Origin of the sequence: Blautia acetigignens, assembly GCF_025566865.1 — a bacterium.
GTDB lineage: Bacteria > Bacillota > Clostridia > Lachnospirales > Lachnospiraceae > Blautia_A > Blautia_A acetigignens.
On sequence record NZ_JAOQJM010000002.1, the window covers coordinates 101,091 to 122,274 of the forward strand.

At 44.6% G+C, this 21,184-nt stretch carries 19 protein-coding genes; 6 read left to right on the forward strand and 13 right to left on the reverse strand.

The window, feature by feature from the left end:
- Positions 1-33: 33 nt before the first annotated feature.
- The 6 genes from OCV70_RS03345 to murB form a co-directional block, all read right to left on the reverse strand.
- Positions 34-3,402 carry a TIM-barrel domain-containing protein gene (locus OCV70_RS03345; protein ID WP_173767377.1) on the reverse strand — a complete coding sequence of 1,123 codons (3,369 nt, stop codon included), beginning with the start codon at positions 3,400-3,402 and terminating at the stop codon, positions 34-36.
- 175 nt (positions 3,403-3,577) lie between these two features.
- On the reverse strand, positions 3,578-4,648 hold the full coding sequence (locus OCV70_RS03350; protein WP_173767375.1) for a hypothetical protein: 1,071 nt from the start codon (positions 4,646-4,648) through the stop codon (positions 3,578-3,580).
- A gap of 31 nt (positions 4,649-4,679) precedes the next feature.
- Entirely contained in the window at positions 4,680-4,934 is a 255-nt protein-coding gene (locus tag OCV70_RS03355; RefSeq protein ID WP_021924589.1) for an HPr family phosphocarrier protein, read from the reverse strand.
- Positions 4,931-5,890, reverse strand: coding sequence for a DNA-binding protein WhiA (whiA, locus tag OCV70_RS03360; RefSeq protein WP_173767373.1), 960 nt, complete (start codon positions 5,888-5,890; stop codon positions 4,931-4,933). Before whiA ends, OCV70_RS03355 begins: the two co-directional genes overlap by 4 nt.
- A gap of 15 nt (positions 5,891-5,905) precedes the next feature.
- On the reverse strand, positions 5,906-6,784 hold the full coding sequence (gene rapZ / locus OCV70_RS03365; protein ID WP_117852482.1) for an RNase adapter RapZ: 879 nt from the start codon (positions 6,782-6,784) through the stop codon (positions 5,906-5,908).
- A 69-nt stretch (positions 6,785-6,853) separates the two neighbouring features.
- Positions 6,854-7,765 (reverse strand): UDP-N-acetylmuramate dehydrogenase, encoded by a 912-nt coding sequence (gene murB / locus OCV70_RS03370; protein WP_173767371.1) that lies wholly within the window; start codon positions 7,763-7,765, stop codon positions 6,854-6,856.
- Between the two features lie 196 nt (positions 7,766-7,961).
- Here murB and OCV70_RS03375 point away from each other — a divergent pair, with 196 nt between their 5' ends.
- Positions 7,962-8,381, forward strand: a complete 420-nt coding sequence (locus tag OCV70_RS03375; protein ID WP_021924585.1) for a stage V sporulation protein AB — start codon at positions 7,962-7,964, stop codon at positions 8,379-8,381.
- Positions 8,382-8,387: 6 nt separating this feature from the next.
- On the opposite strand, the gene OCV70_RS03380 is transcribed toward OCV70_RS03375, so the two are convergent.
- The gene (locus tag OCV70_RS03380) at positions 8,388-9,392 is read right to left on the reverse strand and encodes an AraC family transcriptional regulator (RefSeq protein WP_021924584.1); all 1,005 of its coding nucleotides are present in this window, start codon (positions 9,390-9,392) and stop codon (positions 8,388-8,390) included.
- 160 nt (positions 9,393-9,552) lie between these two features.
- Here OCV70_RS03380 and OCV70_RS03385 point away from each other — a divergent pair, with 160 nt between their 5' ends.
- The 4 genes from OCV70_RS03385 to OCV70_RS03400 are packed head-to-tail and all read left to right on the forward strand — an operon-like array spanning position 9,553 to position 12,118.
- Positions 9,553-10,023 carry a SpoVA/SpoVAEb family sporulation membrane protein gene (locus OCV70_RS03385; protein ID WP_173767369.1) on the forward strand — a complete coding sequence of 157 codons (471 nt, stop codon included), beginning with the start codon at positions 9,553-9,555 and terminating at the stop codon, positions 10,021-10,023.
- Complete coding sequence (locus OCV70_RS03390) at positions 10,020-11,099, forward strand: stage V sporulation protein AD (RefSeq protein WP_173767367.1); 1,080 nt, start codon at positions 10,020-10,022, stop codon at positions 11,097-11,099. The genes OCV70_RS03385 and OCV70_RS03390 overlap by 4 nt, the downstream gene beginning before the upstream one ends.
- Positions 11,100-11,122: 23 nt before the next feature.
- On the forward strand, positions 11,123-11,479 hold the full coding sequence (gene spoVAE, locus OCV70_RS03395) for a stage V sporulation protein AE (protein WP_117852474.1): 357 nt from the start codon (positions 11,123-11,125) through the stop codon (positions 11,477-11,479).
- Positions 11,480-11,500: 21 nt separating this feature from the next.
- The gene (locus OCV70_RS03400) at positions 11,501-12,118 is read left to right on the forward strand and encodes a stage V sporulation protein AA (RefSeq protein ID WP_117852471.1); all 618 of its coding nucleotides are present in this window, start codon (positions 11,501-11,503) and stop codon (positions 12,116-12,118) included.
- An 81-nt stretch (positions 12,119-12,199) separates the two neighbouring features.
- Here the strand turns inward: OCV70_RS03400 and OCV70_RS03405 are convergent, their stop codons facing one another.
- Both OCV70_RS03405 and OCV70_RS03410 read right to left on the reverse strand, forming a co-directional pair.
- Complete coding sequence (locus OCV70_RS03405; RefSeq protein WP_173767365.1) at positions 12,200-13,744, reverse strand: fibronectin type III domain-containing protein; 1,545 nt, start codon at positions 13,742-13,744, stop codon at positions 12,200-12,202.
- A 154-nt stretch (positions 13,745-13,898) separates the two neighbouring features.
- A complete protein-coding gene (locus OCV70_RS03410) occupies positions 13,899-14,177 on the reverse strand; it encodes a helix-turn-helix domain-containing protein (RefSeq protein WP_021924578.1) in 279 nt (92 codons plus the stop codon).
- A 189-nt stretch (positions 14,178-14,366) separates the two neighbouring features.
- Between OCV70_RS03410 and OCV70_RS03415 the strand changes: the two genes are divergently transcribed.
- Positions 14,367-15,653: an O-acetylhomoserine aminocarboxypropyltransferase/cysteine synthase family protein gene (locus tag OCV70_RS03415; RefSeq protein ID WP_021924577.1), complete on the forward strand. Its 1,287-nt coding sequence runs from the start codon at positions 14,367-14,369 to the stop codon at positions 15,651-15,653.
- A 62-nt stretch (positions 15,654-15,715) separates the two neighbouring features.
- Here OCV70_RS03415 and OCV70_RS03420 read toward each other — a convergent pair whose 3' ends face one another.
- The 4 genes from OCV70_RS03420 to OCV70_RS03435 all read right to left on the reverse strand — a co-directional run bounded on the left by OCV70_RS03420 (position 15,716) and on the right by OCV70_RS03435 (position 21,179).
- Positions 15,716-16,783, reverse strand: a complete 1,068-nt coding sequence (locus OCV70_RS03420; RefSeq protein ID WP_173767361.1) for an alpha/beta hydrolase — start codon at positions 16,781-16,783, stop codon at positions 15,716-15,718.
- A 14-nt stretch (positions 16,784-16,797) separates the two neighbouring features.
- Positions 16,798-18,246: an MFS transporter gene (locus tag OCV70_RS03425; RefSeq protein ID WP_173767359.1), complete on the reverse strand. Its 1,449-nt coding sequence runs from the start codon at positions 18,244-18,246 to the stop codon at positions 16,798-16,800.
- 9 nt (positions 18,247-18,255) lie between these two features.
- Positions 18,256-20,643: a beta-glucosidase family protein gene (locus OCV70_RS03430; protein ID WP_262579209.1), complete on the reverse strand. Its 2,388-nt coding sequence runs from the start codon at positions 20,641-20,643 to the stop codon at positions 18,256-18,258.
- Between the two features lie 125 nt (positions 20,644-20,768).
- A complete protein-coding gene (locus tag OCV70_RS03435; protein WP_173767355.1) occupies positions 20,769-21,179 on the reverse strand; it encodes a hypothetical protein in 411 nt (136 codons plus the stop codon).
- Positions 21,180-21,184: the final 5 nt, after the last annotated feature.

Below are 21,184 nucleotides of genomic sequence, written 5' to 3' on the forward strand. Positions count from 1 at the left end.
CTATAATTTAAAAAACCCAAATTATAACTTTTGTTACATTTTCACACTCAGTTCTATCTCAGAATAATCATATATGCGGATTATTACAGTACCATCATCCTGTACAACCCATCCTTCTTCAAAATACAATGCAGTCTTTGCCAGGCACTGCTGGTACTCTCTGTGATTAACCGTTATACCAACAGGCTTGTCTTTCAAACCTTTGATAATCAGATAAGTCCATTCTCCAGTTCCCTGACACCGCATATAAAATCCATCTTTTTGCGGAACCATACAATATCCTATCCGATCAGTGCGATCACGATGCCAGGTTCCCATTCTCTGTGTCACCGGCGGCGTGATCAGCAAAGCTTTTTTGCGGCTGGTTGTCATACTTTCACCCAAATGTAAGCTGCCGTTTAATTCCAGTGGCAGGAAAGTTCCTTCTCTTAAATAAACAGGAATCCTGTCAAGAGGTGCAAAAATCTCCAGCTCTTTCCCACCTTCTATAACATTCGTATTGTCCCAAAAATCTACCCAGTTTCCCTCCGGGAAAATAACATTTCTGTGTTCTCCTTCCGTATGTACAGGTGCCACCAGTAAATCAGGTCCATACATATAGGAGTCCTCGCATCCGATAAGTTCCGGATGGCCTGGAAATTCCATTGCCATTGTCCGCATCATCGGCATACCAGTCTCATGTGCCTGTATTGCCAGTCCATATGAATACGGAAGAATATTCTCACGAAGCCATGCATATCGCTTATATATTTGTACTGTTTCAGGGCTGTATTCCCAGGGCTCCCTTGGCTCCGTGCCATGATAGCGCATAATCGGACAAAATACTGCCCATTCTGTCCATCTGAGATATGTCTCCTCATCTGAAAATCCGTCATACCCTGTTACATCCACTCCCCAAAATGGAAGGCCGCTGGCTGCTGCTGTTATTCCTCCATGGAGTGCATATGTCATTCCAAGGAAACTCGTTAAATGGTCTCCACCAAACTGACAGGCAAATGCCTGAGAACCAGGTGCTGCGCCTCTTGTATAAAGGACATGATCTTCTCCATAACGTTCGCAAAACAATTTTCGATAACTTTTGGCATACTCATAGGCATACCCATTATGCATCTGATCCCCACATCTGCCATCATAAAACTGTGCTTCATCTGGTACGAAATCTCCAAAATCAACCATCGTTCCACGAATTCCTGCATCCAGACGTACCTTCCATTGTGCACGCAGTAGATCCATTCCCTTCGGATGTGTAAAATCAATATAAGTAGGAAGTTTCTTATTCCCTTCATGTGGTGCAATCTTATTGATCGGAATATCCTCTGGTTCTATATCTGGAAGATATCCCCTAGCTTCTTCCATTGACATATCTGGATACTGCCAGGAAAATGCACGAATTCCTTTTTTCTCTGCAAAAGCTACAATTTTATATAATTCCTCACTCTTTGGATTCTTAAACCAATGGGCACCTGCCCCCTCTGCATAAATTCCAGAATGAGGAATATCCAGCTCTTCAAACTGTTCCAACACTGCCATCTGCTCTTTGCATACATCGTGAAGAGGACCGTGATACCACCTTCCCGCTCCACCTCCCGCCCATGGCTCAAATACCCATTTGGGCGGAAGAATTGGTCTTCCCGTCAACTGTGTGTAGCCATTCATAGTCTGCTCTGGTCTTCCTCTCCATATAAAGAAGTCCACAACAGGTCCGGAAACATGAAAGCGCAAAAGGTCTGTTGTCTCATTGGCAATATCTGCACGTACACGGTACTGACTGTTGATAAACACAGAATATCCTGAACTGATATGCGCTAACGGTATATTTTTGTAGGACTGATTTCCGATGGATGCTAGACATCCTTCACAGGCATCACGTTGCCATAATGAGCGAATTTTCCCTCTCTGGTTCACTGCATCAAAACATTCTCCAAAACCATAGACCCCATCTTCCCTATTGAGACGTAAATCCCATTCAGCACCTGCAATTTCATCCTTCTTTTCGTAATAAATCTTCAGTTGATCTGACCGAATCTCAAAATCTGTTCCTTCCAGATGAATTTTCCAGAGTAATCCAGGTGTTATTCTTATTTTTCCGTATACACTTTCAGCCACCCAGAAATCTTCCTGCCTGCTCAACTTAAGCTCTTCTTTCTCTGCATCAAAAAAACCTTTTTGAGCTTTATGAAAGCGAAAACCGCCTGCCCCTGCAGCAAGATACAGCTGTTGTCCGTCAGCAAAAGTCATGCAGACTTCCTGGTCTTCCTTACTTACTTTTTCCAGTCTGCCAAATGTTGTCCAGGCATTGCTGCGATTTCCCAGTGTGTGGTCGGTGTACCACCACTCAGTTAGTTGTACAAAATATGCTATTGCAATGTCCAATTCTTTACATACAGCATCAATATCCCCTTTGAGGAATGCCTCGTTGCATAGTCTGCGTTCAACCCATGGTTCTCTAAATTCCCACGGGTTTGCTACAGACTGTCCTGTAAAATAGTCCATTCCTTCCAGCGTTAAAACATCCTGCCATCTTTGCAGAAGCCTGATTCTATCTGCCATATTTGCCAGAGTCGTAGCCTCTTTTGTATGGTGTAGTTCCTCTATTTCTCTTCTTTCTTCTTCTGATGGCCATACCAACTTTACAGGGCGCTGCCAGCGTTTTACTCCATCTGGAAGAGTACATAATACTTCTTTTTCAGAAGAAACTCCCCTTTCCCCATTTAAAAATACTTCCAGAAAAGTCAATGGGTCATACTCGAATCGATCTGAAAAATTCACCTGCATATCTAGCGGAAATGGAGTACTGATCTCACTGGTCTGATGTTTTTTTCGATATACCTGAAGTGCAAACTGCTTTTCCGGTCTTCCTCCAAATAGCTGCCACGGCAATGCCAGAAATGCCATCCAACCATTCTCTATTGTCTTGGTTTTACAAGTATACATATCTTGTGTGATTTCTGTAATCTCAGCCTGATTCTCAATTCTGTCACATCCACCCAGATATCCCTTGTCACCTCCCAGGTAGGTCATCCCTCTTTGTGTAACAGCTTTTGCTACTCCCGTATTTTCGACTGTAAACACACTGAAGTCACGATGTCCAAATATTCCACTCTGTAGTGCAATTTCAACACAGTCCTTCCGTTTCAACCTTATTCTGTCTTTATCCTGAACCAGCTTTTCGCTGTCAGTCCTCTTCTTTTCTTTACATAAAAACAGTACATAAAGAGCTTCCGCATCCCATAAAAAACAACATTCTGTATCTGAAGCTGGTAAAAAGTGTCCACCAGCCCGATAGAACTTGGAAATTTTCACTGCGTTTTCCCAATCGGAAATTTTAACCTCAGGAGATGGTTTTTTCTCCACAGCAGCTCCAAGGTTCATAGATGAAATACCAAATCTTAATTGCTCCATATAGACTTCTCCCTTCTGTGTTCTCTTTATTTCAAGTTTATTGTAAATATCCTCTTTTCGACTATAATTTTCCACTCCAGAAATAGCACTTTTGTGTGCTTCTTATTGTCTTCCAAAATTAATAAGAAAAAAAAAGAGGCATCTCTCAAATGCCTCTTCTTCTCATAATGATAAATCAATCTTCATCATCATAGTAATCTTCATCGTCATCTTCTTCGTCAGCAAAGATATCAGAGTAATCAAATAAAGTAACCTTTGTAATCTCATCCTTTACAATGTCAGGTGCATCTCCCTCTTTCTTCGCCTTCGCAGCAAGCTGCGCCGGTGAATATCTCGGGATTGCCAGCTTCTTAATCTCTACTGGCTCATCATCCTCTTCAGGAGTTTCCTGTACCGCTTTCTTCTTAGGTGATGCTTTCCTGGTCTGAGCTGCAGGTTTAGCAGACTTTCTGACTGGTTTACGATCCTCAGCAGTAGCTGCAGCGATTTCTTTCTTCAGAAGCTCATGTGCCTCACTTGTAGCACTCTGCACTGCTCTCTGTGGGCGCTCATCCTCCTCTGTATCAAAATCATCCTCGTCGATCTCATCAACAAAGCCACCTGTACGAATCTTGCGTTTTTCCTTCTTGCTGCGTTTGCTCTCAGCCTTAATCTCACGCTCTTCATCTCGGTACTCGCGTTCTCTGCGTTTTTCTTCCCGCTTCAGTTCCTTGCGGCTCTTCACATATCCCGGTTCTGTATCATCCGGATAATCATCATAGTCATCATCCGGATCCTTTTTCCACAGCTCAGCGATCACATAAAGGATAATCAGGAACAGAACTACAAGTCCTAAAACGATCAATCCCTCAATGCTCTTGGTAGCAGCCATCAGATAACCGATGAACGGAATTGTCACAACAATCTTCGGAAGATAGCTTCCAATTGCAACATTAATCGGCTCTCCCTGTGAAACAGTAGGGTCCATGGCAGTTCCTGTGCCATTCTCCACATCAGCACTTGCAAGTGTATAACGATATACAGCATTGTCTTCGTCATTTACAAGGATCGGTGTACCCAGAGCTGCTTCTTCTGTTTTAACCGGAATTGCATATGTAACAGATCCCATTGCAAGATTGGACTCGATTGTGGAGTCGTCCCGAATTTCGGTAGTCACTCCGAAGAACGGAGGCACCGCTAATGCAACTACGCAAAGTATGGTGCATATCACAACAAAATGTACAATAAATTTTAGAAATTTAGACATTGGTAACCATCCTCACTTTTTATAGCATCCTTTACTGGTTGCTTAAGTACTGTTCAATACTGCTCATGGCAGCATCTTCATCTTCTCCGTTAGCTGAAAGTGTAATTTCCTCACCAGCATCCAGTCCCAGTGTCATCATGCCCATGATACTCTTGGCATTGACTTTCTTCTTGCCTACTTCAACGTAAATCTCACTGTTGAACTGGCTTGCCACCTGTACAAGCTGTGCAACGGGTCTGGCTTCAAGTCCTGTGGACAGGTGAATGGTGATTGGCTTTTTGATCATAATAACTCCTCCTTGTTTTCCCTCAGATCATCCGCGAGCAGGCTTAGCTTACGAAGTCGATGATTTACTCCGGATTTCCCGACCTGTGGGTTCAACATCAATCCTAATTCTTTAAGTGTTGCTTCCGGATACTGCAGCCGCAATCTTGCGATCTCCTCAAGTCCTTCACTCAGACTCTCCAGGCCCACCTTTTCCTCAAGCAGTCTGATATCTTCGATCTGCTTCACAGCCGCATTAACCGTTTTGTTGATATTTGCAGTCTCACAGTTGACCTTCCGGTTCACAGAATTACGCATTTCCTTCAGGATGCGGATATTCTCCAGATCCATCAGGGCCACATTTGCTTCCATGATAGCCAGCATATCCACAATCTGTGCACCTTCCTTCACATAGAACACATAGGACTTCTTGCGAAGCACGATCTTGGCATCTATGTGAAAGCTCCGGACGATTTCCTGTAACTGCACGCCAATCTCCTGGCTGGGACATACAATCTCAAAATGATATCCCTTCCTTGGATCACTGATGGATCCCGCACAGAGAAAGGCTCCGCGTACAAACGCCCTTTTGCAGCAATCCCGCTGATATACAATGGAATTAGATACGAATGGCATTCCTCCGCTGATTCCCGAAATTTCCAGTTTCAGAGAGTCCAGTATTTCCTTGATCAGAGCCTGATCGGTAACGGAAATACAGGAAAGATTCCCCCTTCTGAAACAGTCGGTCCGGGAATTTGATACATCTGTCTCTATATTAAATGTTTTTTGCAATAATGTAAAGCTTTTTCTTGCAAGTGCCTCATTTTCTGTCTGGATACGGAGGAAAAATTTCCCATCTGATCCAGTGCCCAGGCTGCCGCAGAAAGTGAAAATCGCAGCCAGTTCTGCAATCTTACAGTGCCTTCCGGTGCCTATATGCCTGGAAAGTTCTTCTTTCACCATCCCTGAAAAAGACATTTCCAAAACTCCTTTTTATTTTTTCAGCAGACGATCCTTATCCACATCCCTGTGCTCCAGCCGGAAACCGTATTCCCCGTTTCGGGCAATTCTGCTGTACAGCTCTCTTGCAATGGTAACAGAACGATGCTTGCCGCCTGTACATCCAATGGCGATCACAAGACTTGTTTTGCCTTCCTGGGCATACTTGGGAATGAGAAACTCCGTCATATCCTCCAGCTTGTTTGCAAAAATCCTTGCAGTCTCATTGTCCATTACATAATTAAAAACGCTCTCATCCATACCCGTCAGCGGCCGCAGCTCATCCTCGTAATATGGATTTGGAAGAAAACGGACATCAAACACCAGGTCTGCATCTGCCGGGATTCCGTATTTGAATCCAAAGGACAGCACCGTAACCATCATATTGCAGAACTTTTCGTCATTTACAAAAATCTTCTCGATTTCCTGACGAAGCTCTCTGGTGAGCAGATGAGTGGTATCAATGATGTAGTCCGCTCTTTTCCGAAGAAATTCCATTTTCTGGCGTTCCAGCCGGATCCCGTCATCCACTCTTCCGGAAGCGGCAAGGGGATGACTTCTTCTGGTCTCCTTGTATCTCTTTACAAGCACGGAATCCTCCGCATCCATGAAAAGAATCTCAAAATCATATCCGGCTTCCTTCATGTGATCCAGAACCTGTGCCAGTTCTTCCAAGGAGCGTCCGCTTCTTGCGTCAATTCCAAGTGCCGCATTCTGCACGCCTTCCTCATGCACCTCCAGCATCAGTGAAGCAAATTTCTCCACCAATGGAATGGGAAGATTATCCACACAGAAATAGTGGGCATCCTCCAGCATTTTCAGCACTGTTGATTTACCAGCGCCAGAAACGCCTGTAACTATTACAAATCGCATATCTTATCTCCTGATGGGACAAATTTTTATTTCGTCCTGAAACATAAATTTCTGGCCTGAATTTCTCAGTCAGAATTCTCCAAGAAACTTCACTTCCGGCTCCAGTGTCACGCCAAACTTTTCTCTGACAATCCGCTGTACATCTTCCATCAGCCTGCATACATCTTCTGCGGTGGCATTTCCTGCATTGATCACAAAGCCGCAGTGCTTCTCGGAAACCTGGGCACCGCCTACCTGATATCCCCGAAGTCCGCTGTCCATGATCAGCTTGCCTGCAAAATATCCCTCCGGTCTTTTGAATGTGCTGCCTGCACTTGGATAGGAAAGGGGCTGCTTGCTGCTTCTCATGCCAGCCAGCTCCTGCATCCGGCTGCGGATTGCTTCCGGATCTCCCTTCGCAAGAGAAAGCACGGCCTCCAGAACAATATAGCCGGCTTCCTTTACAACGCTGGTCCGATATCCCATGTGAAGCTCATCTGCCTGCAAAGTAAGAATCTCACCTTCCGGTGTCAGAACCGTCACTTCCTTCAATACATCCTTCATCTCTCCGCCGTAAGCACCTGCATTCATCACAACAGCACCGCCTAAGGTTCCCGGAATTCCGCCGGCAAACTCAAAACCGGTAAGAGATGCATCTCTTGCCGCTGCCGCAATTCCGGATAAAAGAGCACCCGCCTGGGCATGAATTTCCTCCCCGGAAACCGTAATCTTCCCAAAGCCGCGATACAGCTGTACCACTACGCCGCGGTATCCCTTATCACTTACCAGAAGATTGCTCCCGTTTCCAAGTATAAAATAAGGAGCCTTCTCTTCCCTGCAGATTTTCAGGACTTCTGCGATCTCATCCACTGACTTCGGTACCACGAACAGATCTGCCGGGCCGCCAATGCGAAATGTGGTGTGTCTGCTCATAGACTCCGCTTCCAGAACCTGCTCCTTTTCCAGAACCGTCTGAAAACGCTGTTTTATTTTTTCATTCACAGATTTACATCCTCTATCTTTCTAACTGATTTCATAAGGTTAAGAATAAATTATTCCATCTGTGCAGCAACGTGATTCTTCCCATTGCCGCATCGTTCTATTATACTATCTAACTGCCCAAATGTACAGGAAAAACGTATATTTTTCAACATTCTTTCTATACTAATAAATGTTCCACAGAAAGGAGATATCCATCATGTTTCAGCAGATTTTTCTGGCAGTCATCGGCTTCTGTGCAGGAGTCATTATCGCAGGCGGTGTAGTGGGCCTTCTCATCGGTCTTTCCATTGTGCCAAGATACGCCGGCGTTACCCACACAGGAAAACACATATTATTATATGAAGATATTACGCTGCTCGGAATTGTTTTCGGCAATCTTTTCTTTCTATATCGCTGGCCCATTCCAGGGGGCATGGTGTTTCTTGGCCTTTGCGGACTTTTCTCCGGCATTTTCCTGGGGGGATGGATCATGGCACTGGCCGAAATGGCAGATGTCTTCCCCATCTTTTCCCGAAGGATCAAGCTGACAAACGGGATCCGCCTGGTGGTAATCGCCGTAGCCCTGGGAAAAGCACTAGGCTCTTTGTATTACTTTTATCAAAGATGGTTTCCGTAAACTTTCCTATAATAAATAGGAGGGAACATTCTTGCCCTTTGCAGCTGCGCCGGACTTCTTCGGCGCTTTTTCTTCTCCCTGATCCGGATTTGCTGCCGCTACCGGGCATTCTTCGTTAATTCCCTTGTACCACTTCCGGTAATCCGCAGGGGAGCATCCCATCTCCTTGCGGAAAGTCTCGGAGAAATAGCTTGCTCCAGCGAACCCATTGGCAGATGCAATCTCGCCCATGGAGGCCGTCTTGTCGATCACTGCATCCATGCTGTTCCAGATCCTGCATTTCTGGAGATATTCAAATGGGGTCATGCCCATATGTTTCTTAAAGAACCGGCAGAAATCTCCGGTGCTTACCTGGCATGCCTCCGCCATTCCCGCAAGGGTCAGCTTCTCATTGCAGTTTGAAGCCAGGTATCCGGTCATGCGGTTTAACTTTGTACGCTCACGGATCACTGCATTTTTGCAGGATGGGGCAAGCTGAATGAATTTTTTGTAAAGACTTCCCCACGCAGTGAACATCCAGCTCTTCATGTCCAGCTCATAGGCCAGGTCTCTTCCAGCTGCAGTCTGCGCTGCTGCCAAAAGTGCCTGCAAAAGGATATCCTCATCTGTGTCTTCCTCTTCTGATGGCACGAATCTGCAATACGCAAAAGCCTCTGCCTCTGCCACAGGTGCAAGGTATTTCTCCCGAAGGCTCTCATCTCCTGCCGCCAGATAGCCTGCTGAAACTTCAATTACATAAAACCGACATCTTTCATTCCGGCTGGAGATCAGGCGGTAAGACTGATTCGCGTTGATAAACAACGCTTCCCCTGCCTGTAAGTCTGTTCTCTCCTGGTTTATCTGGCACTGCATTTGTCCCTCTTCGGCCAGAATAAAAGTAAAAAACTCCCCCTTTATACATGGCATATGTCCAAATTCAGGGGAAAGCAGCTCCAGCTGGCGTATCCGGATCTTTTCCTCGGATTCCTCTGTCAGAAGCTGCGCCCCTTTTCCTATATAATATTTTCCCATAAGGCACCTCTTTTCTTTTGTCCATAACAATACTAACATCATATTATAATTCCGCTGAAAAAGAAAGTATATTTTACATCTTTTTTCACATACTAACTGTAAATTCCATAACAATCTTATCCGCAGCAACTTTACATTTCCGTATACACAGGAGGCAGCAATGAATCAAGAACAGCAAAAAGAACAGCAGAAAAAATATGCCGATTATGTAAAAGAGGTCACACCGACTCACAGCCTGCCGCTTAACATGGCAAAAGCCTTTCTCACAGGCGGCCTGATCTGCGTTCTGGGACAGATCATAACAAATTTCGCAAAGTCACAGGGGCTGGATCAGGAGATGGCAGGAACCTGGTGTTCTATTACCCTGGTTTTCATCAGCGTCATTCTCACCGGATTTAATCTTTATCCCAAAATCGGCAAATTCGGCGGCGCCGGAAGTCTGGTTCCCATCACCGGATTTGCCAACTCCGTGGCAGCACCTGCCATTGAATACAAAGCCGAGGGACAGGTTTTCGGAATCGGCTGCAAGATCTTCACCATTGCAGGGCCGGTTATCCTCTACGGAATCATGAGTTCCTGGGCCGCCGGAGTGATCTACTATATTCTGAAAATCATGGAGGTGATCTCATGAACACACAATCCCCCGCCAGACTTGCCGGCTCCGCCAGCATTGCCTTTCAGACTCCGGTTTATATTTCCAGCTGCGCATCCGTCGTTGGAAAAAAAGAAGGGGAAGGTCCCCTTGGAGATAAATTTGATCTGATCTGCGAAGATCCTATGTTTGGATGCGATACCTGGGAAGCAGCGGAAAGCACCATGCAAAAAGAAGCCGCCTCACTGGCTCTTGGAAAAGCAGGCCTTGCGCCAGGCGATATCCGCATGACCTTTGCCGGAGACCTTCTTGCCCAGACCACAGCTTCTTCCTTTGGCATTGCAGGTATGGGCATTCCTTTTTACGGACTTTTTGGTGCCTGCTCTACCATGGGGGAATCCCTTTCCCTGGGAGCCATGTCCATTGCCGCCGGATATGGAGAGCATATTTTATGCGCCACCTCCAGCCATTTTGCCAGCGCGGAAAAAGAATTCCGCTTTCCTCTGGCTTACGGTAACCAGCGCCCCCTTTCTGCCACTTGGACGGTAACCGGAAGCGGTGCCTGTGTTCTCTCTGGCGCACTGCCCCAGGAAGAAATCCCCCGGAAAACAAAACCTCTTCTCTCGGACAAGTGCTGCGTGCAGATTACCGGTCTTACCACCGGAAAGCTGATCGACTACGGACTTAAGGATTCCCTGAACATGGGCGGCTGCATGGCGCCTGCTGCCTGTGATACCATTTACCGGAATCTGTGTGATTTTGACAGAACACCGGAGGATTACGATGCGATTTTCACAGGCGACCTGGGGGCTGTGGGACAGAGAATTCTGTTTGATCTTCTGATGGAAAAAGGGTACGACATCCAGTCCATTCACCAGGACTGCGGACTTCTGATTTTTGACGGGGAGACACAGGACACGCACTCGGGAGGAAGCGGCTGCGGCTGCAGTGCATCTGTTCTTGCCGCCCACATTTTGCCGGAGCTTGCCAAAGGGACCTGGAAACGGGTGTTATTTGTTCCCACCGGGGCACTGCTCTCCAAAACAAGCTTTAATGAAGGCGATTCCATTCCGGGAATTGCCCATGCAGTGGTGCTGGAACATTGTCCTGTTTAATTCTTAGAAACGGAGGTTACACTATGGATTATTTCAATGCATTCTGGGTAGGCGGGCTGATCTGCGCCCTGGTCCAGATTCTGCTGGATAAAACAAAGCTGATGCCCGGCCGGGTTATGGTACTGCTGGTGTGTACCGGTGCCATCTTAGGAGCTGTGGGCATTTACCAGCCGCTGATCGATTTTGCAGGAGCCGGAGCTTCGGTGCCTCTTCTTGGATTCGGCAATACCCTTTGGAAGGGACTGAAAAAAGCCATCGACCAGGATGGCTTTATCGGACTTTTCACCGGAGGCTTCACTGCCTGCGCAGCCGGAATTTCCGCCGCACTTATTTTTTCCTATCTGGCCAGCTGGGTATTTAAGCCTAAGATGAAAGAATAATACAACTGGAGGTACTTTTCCATGAGCGATACCCTTTACATTCAGACAGAACAAAACGTGGAGGTTCATCACCCCCACGTTTATTTACAGGACATTGCCAAACTCTCCTGCAGCAATGCCAAAATATTAAACCGCCTGCGCGTAATGCCGGTAGCCAATCTGGACCCGGATAAGCCAGGACGCTACGTGATCTGTGCCATGGACTTAATCAAGGACATCCAGCAAAAGGAACCGGACCTGGACATCACCAACATTGGAGAGCCTACCTTCATCATCACTTACCAGAAGGAAGGCAGCGTCAATGTTGTTCTCAGATGGTGCAAGGTGATCTTCGTGTGTCTCGCCACCTTTTTCGGCGCAGGCTTTTCCATTATGACCTTTAACAATGACGTAGATGTCCCGGCGCTTTTTGAGCAGATCTACACTCAGGTCACCGGGCAGGCAACAGACGGCTTTTCTGTTTTGGAGGCTTCTTATTCCATCGGGATTGGGTTTGGCGTTCTGTTCTTCTTCAATCACTTTGGAAAAATGAAACTTACAGATGACCCCACACCTATGCAGGTACAAATGCGCCTTTACGAAGATGACGTAAATACCACCATCATGGAGGACGACTCAAGAAATTCGGAAAATAAATAACTATCTTCATACTTTGCCGGATCACAGAGAACACCATACATTAAAGCAGCTCCCATGATTCTTCATCATGGGAGCCTCTTTTTAACCCTCGTGTCCCTGGGTTTCCATAATATAATCTTTGCCAGCCATTGTGATGATCGTGCACACATGCCCTCCGCAAAATGCAGAGCCGAAATGGTAATAGACATCACCGTAGCCTTTTTCGTAGTCATACTGAGGACCTACAAAACGGTATCTTGCAGTAAGTCCCAAGTCTCTGGCTGCATACAGAAGCGCCTGTGCGCCTGCATTGCACATCACGCCATCGGTTGTGTAGGTATAATTGTCATAAATGTATTTCTTTATGGCAGTTAATTTTTCCATCACAGTCATGCCGCTTGTCCAGGCTTTCTGCTCAAGTTCATTCATCCATTTCCGGTATTTTACCACTTTGCTGTCTGCCCCTGTTACGGTTACCTGGCAGGTTCTAAGCAACGTATTTTTGTAATAAACACTTACTGGAAAAGTACCGGCCTGCAGCTGATTGTAAATTTCAACTCTGTGTTCCAGATACATTTCCGGCTCATAAGAAGTCTTTATATAAGCAACCATGTTTTTCCAGTCTGATACATAATAATCAGATTCATATTCGGTTCCATAACCTAAATGCAGATTTGGTGTTGCCGGGGAACAAAGCTGCTGTACATTTCCATTTGCAATTTTATAGGTAATATCTGTCGGCTTAATTGTACTTTTCGGAATAACTGACAGGCATTCCATATCATCGCCTACTATTGCTGTTTCGGGAAAATAACTCATATCAAAGGTTACGCCATGGGCTGTCACTGTGTTTGCTGACGGAGCCTGGGTTGGAATCGGAGTTGCCGTCGGCTGCGGCGTTGGCGGAACTGTTGGCTTTGCTGCAGGTTTGGCAGGCACTTTTACCGTAATGCCTTTTGCATCATAGGAGCCCCACTTTTTTGAGGAACTGTTGTAGGCTCTGACTGTGTACACATATTGGGTTCCAGCTATTAATGCGGCACTTTTGCTGCTTTTATGCACGTAGCTTCTCAGACTGCCCTTTACGTCGGTAACCCTGGTCCAGTTCTTTGCATTTGCCTTCTTGTAGTAGATTCGGTAGGAAGAGGCATTGGAAGTTTTGTTCCAGGTTACCGTTACCTTATTGTACACATTTGCCTTTACAGAAACCAGCTTCACTTTGCCCGGCACAATGGGAACTGTCACGCCTTTTCCATTTTTATCGTATGTACCCCATTTGCGGCTTGTCTTATTGTAAGCCCTTACCGTGTATACATATTTCTTTCCGCCTGCCAGAGGATTCCTGCTATTAGAAGTATGGGTATAGCTTGTTTTCCCGGAACTCACATCTGCTATTGCTTTCCAGGACCTGGCACCAGACTGCTTATAGTAAATCCGGTACTTCGTAGCATTCGAAGCTTTTTTCCAATTAATGGTTACCTTGTTGTTTCCAGTCATTTTCACACTGGTAATATTCACTTTGCCGGGTGTTTTCACTCCTGCTGCCTGTACAGACACCGCCGGAATTCCCATCAGCAGCACTGCCAGAAGCGCCAAAAACAGTGAGTAAAACGGGCAGGAAGTGACTTTCCTGCAATTTTCCTTCATACATTTTCACCTCGTTTAATAAAAATCCATTTAACGTCATTTTACACCCATTTGCTCAAATTGCCAATTGCAACAATGTCAGTAATATCAAATAATTTCCACTAACAAAAATATTCTTCAGCTGTAACTCACCATGGCTCTACTATCCGGTAAACTATCTGCTTTCATTTATTACCTCCTGAATATTTCTGTACGGTACCTGGGAAAAAATGTTCCGCAGTTCGTCTGCCATATCAAGTGCCATGGCAATTTTAGTCAGAGCCAGCAGGGAAATCTGTCCGCTGGTTTCAAAACGTTTTATGGAACCGTAGCTTACACCGCTTAAATCAGCCAGCTTCTGCTGGGAAATCTTGCGGCGTTTTCGTATTTTGCGCACTCGCAGTGCCAAATTTTTATCAAGTTCCTCAGCTGTTTCCCATATAAGCGCTTCCATCTTTTCTCTCCTTTTACAGATAATATTTTATCTATAAAAAAATCATACCACACAATGCGTGTAACGGCAACGAAAATGTCTACCCACCATTGCCAAATCCCACTAAAGATGGTACTATATTCCTATGTGATTGCTCCCTGTGAACATTTTTGCACAGGGAGCTTATTTTACCAGATGAGGAGGTACATAATGAACGATTACAGAATGGGAACAAAATGTGTGCAGGCAGGTTATAAGCCTGGAAATGGGGAGCCGAGACAGATTCCGATCATTCAGTCAACAACATTTAAATACGATACCAGCGAGGACATGGGCAAGCTGTTTGACCTTGAGGCAGAAGGATATTTTTATTCCCGCCTTCAGAATCCAACCAATGACCATGTAGCAGCCAAAATTGCAGCCATGGAAGGCGGCACAGCGGCTATGCTTACTTCTTCCGGACAAGCCGCTAACTTCATGGCTCTGTTTAATATCTGCGAATGCGGAGACCACATTGTGGCCTCTTCCTCCATTTACGGCGGAACCTTCAACCTGATTTCCGTCACTATGGCAAAGATGGGAATCACAGCAACCTTCGTTTCCCCAGACGCTACAGAAGAAGAATTAAACGCGGCATTCAAGCCGAACACCAAAGTCATGTTTGGAGAAACCATTGCCAACCCGGCACTGACAGTCCTGGATATTGAACTGTTTGCAAAGGTTGCTCATGCGCATGGGGTTCCCCTTGTAGTAGACAATACATTCCCCACACCAGTAAACTGCCGCCCGTTTGAGTGGGGTGCTGATATTGTTACCCACTCTACCACCAAGTATATGGACGGCCACGGTGCAGCACTTGGCGGTGCCATTGTAGACAGCGGTAATTTCGACTGGATGGCTCATGCTGACAAATATCCGGGACTTTGCACTCCGGATGAAAGCTATCACGGAATCACCTATGCTGAGAAATTTGGCAAAGAGGGCGCATTCATTACCAAATGTACTGCACAGCTGATGCGTGATTTTGGTTCTATGCAATCTCCCAATAATGCCTTTATCCTGAATCTTGGACTGGAGTCCTTACATGTCCGCATGCCGAAGCATGTAGAAAACGGCCAGGCCGTTGCAGAATTCCTGGAGAAGCATCCGAAGGTTGCCTATGTGAATTACCCGGGTCTTCCTTCCAACAAGTATTATGAAAGAGCTCAGAAATATCTGCCAAACGGCGGATGCGGCGTTGTTTCATTTGGCTTAAAGGGCGGACGCGAAGCAGCTTCCACTTTCATGCAGAACTTAAAGCTTGGTGCCATTGAGACACATGTCGCAGACGCAAGAACCTGCTGCCTGAACCCAGCCACCTCCACCCACAGACAGATGACCGACGAGCAGCTCATCGAAGCCGGCGTACCAGCCGAACTGATCCGCATCAGCCTTGGTCTTGAGGACAAAGAGGATTTGATTGCTGATATTTCAAATGCACTGGATGCAATTAAATAACTTTTCCATATACCAAAGGGCGGCCGGATTATTCCCGCCGCCCTTTTTTATGAAATCCCTATTTACATTTCCTTTTCCCAAAACGAAATTGCCTCGTCCATCCAGCCGTCTGCGTCTGTTCCGGCTCCGGTGCCGAAGCCGTGATATGCATGGTCGTAGGCGCGCACTTCAATGTCTTTGTCCAGATTCTTCATGATATCAATCGTCTTTTCGATATCCTTCACATTCTGTTCTCCAATAACCTTATCCTCTTTTACATAAGCAAAGAAGGTCGGCGGCTGTGTTCCATAGCATCCTGCAAAGTCCTCATCATACCAGCCGGAATATGCAAGCATTGCCGCTGCAGGAGACGGAAGCCCATACCTTTGGTAGCCATACTCATTATCCAGGCCCCATAGCTGCGAAAGCCTTCCGCCTGCCGAAAATCCCCAGACAGAATAATTCTCAGAAGACACCTGGAACTTATCCGCATGATCCAGAATATATCCCATTGCTTTTCCAAAATCCTGATTTGCAATCGCTTCCTGGCTTTTGATCAGCTCGTTCGTGGTTGTCTGTCCGGTTGCTACCCTGTATTGAAGAATAAATACATTATATCCTTCTTCATGAAGCTTTTGTGCCACCGGAAATCCCTCCCCAAAAGAACATACAGCAGTAAAGCCGCCGCCTGGTACCACAAAAGCAAAAGGTGCATTTTTTTCTCCGGGAATAAAAAATAATCCGCAAGCTTCAAGGGTCTGATCCTCTTTCATTTCTGCTTCAGAATAATAGCGGTAAAACACCTGCTGCTGATTTTCGCATACGTCTAGCATGAAATTAAACCCATTTATGATAGCTTTCGTATTATAGTGATTCATGTCACATACACTCCGAAGTGTCTGATACGGCATTACAAGACTGTTCCAACGATCCTTCCAGGGAATAATAAAATCAGAAAAATCAGAAAATGCCGGATGCTTTACAATATGTCCGAAAGAATTTTTCTCATTTATATATGCATACGTCTGGCTTCCATCTTTTGCAGTCTGATAGTAGCTGCCGTCTCTTCCGATAAAATAATTTCCTGCCGCAGCCAGTCCCCCAAGTACAATCACGCTTACTGTTATTTTCACAATTTTTCCAGCTTTCATAATACTTTTCCCTCTCAAGAATGTTGCTCTTCCTTTAATTTCTTCTCCACTGTAAAGAAAAAAATCAGAATTGCACATATAAAATAAGCCGCTGTCTCTGCTCCAATGTAGCTTACAGATATTACACTTCTCACGCCTGTATTCTGTGCTGCCGCCCCCATTGCAATATCAGCAGTCTGATCATATCCTGCCCAGTTAAGCAAAGCACTGAAAACCGCATTGCAAACAGGGGTTCCCGCAACTGCGATCGAGCTGTAAATCGACATGGTAAATCCATCTGTTCTGATAGAGTTTTTCTTCTCTATGTAATCTATAACATCAGATAACATTGCAAGAATCATATAGCATACCGGAGAGGAGCCAAGGCATTTTAAAGCCACGCCAACTGCCACCGGTATCATCTGATCTTTCCCAAGCAGTGCAATAACTCCGCCAATACCGCCAAATATCATTCCCGCCACACAAACATTTCTTTTTCCAAACTTATTGCAAAGAGGAATCACAACTACTGCCGCCATAGCCATTGGAACAGCTCCCATAATACTTAAAATTGACTGAGAAGCCCCCCACGCATCCGCTGTGCCCAAAAATGTATTATCAAGCACCCATTTACAAAAATAAGACATGGAACCATTTTTCATAGCTCCACTCCACTGAAACAGCAGATAGAACACCATGACAAGCCACCACATTTTCTCCCCTGCAGCTGCTTTTATCTGTTTTTTCACAGATATCCTCTCTTTTTCCAAATCAGAATCTTTTGCTGTTTTAAAAAGTTCTTCAGTCACTCTCTCTCGTGTATAACAATACTGCAGATAAATTGTAAATGCAGAGAAAACAGCAACTACAGCCATTGTACAGAACCATTTATACTGATTTTCTTTTAATGAAAAAGACACAAGCATTGGAAATGCCATAGAACCAATTCCCATTGCGCCAAGGCCTGCAATATTTCCAGCAGCTGCAAGTGTTCCCCTTTTCTGGCTGTTCCTTGTTGATACCGAAACCAGCACAGAATTCGCCGTACTGTAAATCGGATATGCCACACTGTAAAACAGATTATACGCAACTGCAATCCATATATATTTCATCGTCCCTTGAAATGGTACTACAAACATTAAAACAGAAGATACAGATATGGTGAATGCAGAAAGCAGGATCCACGGTCTTGCTTTCCCTGCCATACACTTCGTTCTCTCGATCAATTGGCCTACGATCAGATTTGCTGCGATAATAAAAATTGTAGACATCAGCTGCAATCCTGTCAAAAAACCAAGATTTAACCTTAATACATCTGTAAAGTAGTTCTGCAAAATACTGGTAAAAATTCCAGAAGACAGAACAGCTCCAAATGGTCCGATAAAATACCCTAATAAAATCTCCGGCATATTGACTTCTTCTCCGGTAATTTTGGATTGCGAAAGTTTACTGTCTTCAAAATTCTTATTCAAAATTTTAGCCATTTTTCAACCTCATTTTCTTGCAATAGCAGACCAGAGCATTTTCCCCAATCCAGTTAAAAGATGTCCATTCACGATTTTGACAAATCCATCCACCATTCCACTTGTAAAAATTCCATGAGTTGTATTGATCAGGCCTCTAAAAGGCATATTATAGAAAAATAATATATCCAGATTTGCTTCCCCCTTCTTTTCACTTTTTTTCATCATTTTATCAAGTATCCTATAAATGATTCTTCCAACTGTTCCCTTTGCATAATACAGCTGACAAAAAGCATCATTTTTTTCTAATTCACCATTCCATGCTCCATCTGGAATTTTATATCCAAGAAGTTTTTCATATGAATCATCTGAAACCTGCTCTACATGTCCTGTTTCGTACTCGCTAAGATGAACTTTGTATGGATTTTTGGCTCCTGTTCCTTTTTGATAAACGTTTTCCTGTAAAACACATTCTCTGGAATTTTTCGCTATCAGAATTTTATAGTTTCCTTCTTCAATTTCCCATTCTCCTGTTTGTACATTAAAATATGCAAATGTCCTTTCTTCAAATGGAATCTCAATTCTTCCAGTCTCTCCTGGCTTAAGAAATACTTTAGAAAATCCTTTCAGTTCATGCGCAGGCCTGAAAACTTCCGGGGCTTCTTTCTCAATATAGAGTTGAGCAATTTCAGCGCCAGCAAAATTTCCCGTATTGGTAATACAAAAGCTTACTCCTTTTTCTGATACGCTTAAATCCGAATATGTAAAATCCGTGTAACTCAATCCGTATCCAAATGGAAAAAGAACATCTTTTTTCACTGTATCATAGTAACGGTATCCAACGTATAAACCTTCCCTGTACTCGCTGTTTCTCTCTTTTCCCGGATAATAGGCATACGCCGGAGTATCTTCATAACAAATCGGGTAGGTTTCATTTAATTTTCCAGACGGATTTGTTTTTCCGGTAATCACATCCAACATTGCAGACGCGCCTGCCTGTCCGCCAAGGTAGCCGTGCACAACTGCTTTTACTTTTTGGATCCATGGCATTTCCACCACACTTCCGGCAGATACGATCACAACCGTTTCCGTATTCATTCCAGTAACTGCATTTATAAGTTCCAGCTGGTTTTGCGGCATTTTCATATGAACACGGTCCATTCCTTCTGACTCACTTGCCTCGTCAAGCCCAACAAACAGTAATACTGTATCTGCCTCTGCTGCTGCCTTTTTTGCACACTCGAGCAGCCTGTGATCTGTCTTTTGGTTTCTGTGATATCCTGGTTCATATATTACTTTTTTAAAAGAATATCCATCTATAATGTCCATGATATTCTCTACTTTTGTTGGATTCACAAGAGAAGAGCCTGCGCCCTGATATCTTGCCTTCTCTGCAAACTCTCCTATTACCGCTACTGTTTTATTTTCGGACAAAGGTAAAATATTATCCTGATTTTTCAGAAGTACAATGCTTTGGGCAGCTGCTTTTCTTGCAAGCTTATGATGCTCTTCCGCATCAAAACTCTTTTTCCCCATTTCGACTAACTGATGAACCGGAAGCATTGTTGTCAAAATTTCATCAATACGTTTGTCCAGTATCTTTTCATCCAGTCTGCCTTTTTGCACAGCTCTTACCAGTTCTTTCGCTGTTGTTCCGGAATTTCCTGGCATTTCAAGATTACTTCCGCATCTTACGCCCTCTGTATGGTCGTTGCTTGCCCCCCAGTCAGATACCACAATTCCATGAAATCCGAATGTATCTCTTAATAATTTCTGCAATAAATCTTGGTTTTCGTTTGCATATACGCCATTTATCTGATTGTAAGAAGACATGATTGCCTTTGGGGCAGCTTTCTTCACTGTTGTCTCAAAAGCCGCTGTATATATTTCACGCAAAGTTCTTTCATCTACTACTGAATTATTTGACATTCTTCGAAGTTCCTGACTGTTAACGGCGAAATGCTTTGGGCATGCAGCCGGGCCTTTGCTCTGAATTCCTTTTACATAAGCAGCTCCCAGTTCACCTGCAAGATACGGGTCTTCACTAAAATATTCAAAATTTCTGCCGCAAAGCGGACTTCTCTTTATATTCATTCCAGGTCCCAGAATCATGTCTACTCCAAAAGAGACTGCTTCCTCTCCCAATGCTGACGCAACTTCCTCAGCCAGCTCTGGATCCCAGCTATTTGCAATTGTTGCAGCTGTTGGAAAACAAGTTGCAGCTTTACTTTTATTAATTCCCAGCCAGTCCCCCTGTCCTTCCTGGGTTCTCATACCATGAGGACCATCTGACAGAAAAAAAGCTGGTATCCCATATGCCTCAAAATCATATGTTTTCCACATTCCCTTTCCACTTAACAGCAATGCCTTCTCTTTTAGTGTCATTTTATTTATAATATTTTTATTTTTTAATTCCACCTTATATCTCATCCTTTACCATAACATATCCAGATACAAAAGGCCTGGCAAAGATAAGACTGTATTATCATTGCCAGGTCTTTTTCGTCATTAAGCATTACCGGCTGCGTTCTCCCCGGTAATATTTAAATTTCATTTCCCTCTACAATCCCGGTAAAACCTGCCGCAACATTTAAAATCATTGCAATTGCCACTACAGCCGCATAGATCACATACGACCGGATCTGGCTGAACTGATATAATCCGGAAACTACAAGTCCAAATGCATCCAGCATAATACTGCAGCTGATAATAGCAGTAAGTGCAGTTACCACAGCATTAACAGGTCCAGCCCAGTTGAGAAGTTCTTTTGCGCCAGTCATTTTCATTCCGGCTAATACCAGTACAGCTACTATTGCCGGAATTACCGATAATCCATATACCATTCCCAACTGACTGAGAACTGTACGATAAATCAGCATACTCACCAGAGAAAGAACTGCTGCCGCCATGACCAGATAAAATCCAATTTTTTTTTCACCTGTTGTTTTTTTCATTCTGA

Excerpts from the sequence above, each read along its gene's own strand:
- OCV70_RS03345 (WP_173767377.1), bottom strand. The coding sequence starts at position 3,402 with ATGGAGCAATTAAGATTTGGTATTTCATCTATGAACCTTGGAGCTGCT.
- OCV70_RS03350 (WP_173767375.1), bottom strand. The coding sequence starts at position 4,648 with ATGTCTAAATTTCTAAAATTTATTGTACATTTTGTTGTGATATGCACC.
- OCV70_RS03355 (WP_021924589.1), bottom strand. The coding sequence starts at position 4,934 with ATGATCAAAAAGCCAATCACCATTCACCTGTCCACAGGACTTGAAGCC.
- whiA (WP_173767373.1), bottom strand. The coding sequence starts at position 5,890 with ATGTCTTTTTCAGGGATGGTGAAAGAAGAACTTTCCAGGCATATAGGC.
- rapZ (WP_117852482.1), bottom strand. The coding sequence starts at position 6,784 with ATGCGATTTGTAATAGTTACAGGCGTTTCTGGCGCTGGTAAATCAACA.
- OCV70_RS03375 (WP_021924585.1), top strand. The coding sequence starts at position 7,962 with ATGTTTCAGCAGATTTTTCTGGCAGTCATCGGCTTCTGTGCAGGAGTC.
- OCV70_RS03380 (WP_021924584.1), bottom strand. The coding sequence starts at position 9,392 with ATGGGAAAATATTATATAGGAAAAGGGGCGCAGCTTCTGACAGAGGAA.
- OCV70_RS03385 (WP_173767369.1), top strand. The coding sequence starts at position 9,553 with ATGAATCAAGAACAGCAAAAAGAACAGCAGAAAAAATATGCCGATTAT.
- OCV70_RS03390 (WP_173767367.1), top strand. The coding sequence starts at position 10,020 with ATGAACACACAATCCCCCGCCAGACTTGCCGGCTCCGCCAGCATTGCC.
- spoVAE (WP_117852474.1), top strand. The coding sequence starts at position 11,123 with ATGGATTATTTCAATGCATTCTGGGTAGGCGGGCTGATCTGCGCCCTG.
- OCV70_RS03400 (WP_117852471.1), top strand. The coding sequence starts at position 11,501 with ATGAGCGATACCCTTTACATTCAGACAGAACAAAACGTGGAGGTTCAT.
- OCV70_RS03405 (WP_173767365.1), bottom strand. The coding sequence starts at position 13,744 with ATGAAGGAAAATTGCAGGAAAGTCACTTCCTGCCCGTTTTACTCACTG.
- OCV70_RS03410 (WP_021924578.1), bottom strand. The coding sequence starts at position 14,177 with ATGGAAGCGCTTATATGGGAAACAGCTGAGGAACTTGATAAAAATTTG.
- OCV70_RS03415 (WP_021924577.1), top strand. The coding sequence starts at position 14,367 with ATGAACGATTACAGAATGGGAACAAAATGTGTGCAGGCAGGTTATAAG.
- OCV70_RS03420 (WP_173767361.1), bottom strand. The coding sequence starts at position 16,783 with ATGAAAGCTGGAAAAATTGTGAAAATAACAGTAAGCGTGATTGTACTT.
- OCV70_RS03425 (WP_173767359.1), bottom strand. The coding sequence starts at position 18,246 with ATGGCTAAAATTTTGAATAAGAATTTTGAAGACAGTAAACTTTCGCAA.
- OCV70_RS03435 (WP_173767355.1), bottom strand. The coding sequence starts at position 21,179 with ATGAAAAAAACAACAGGTGAAAAAAAAATTGGATTTTATCTGGTCATG.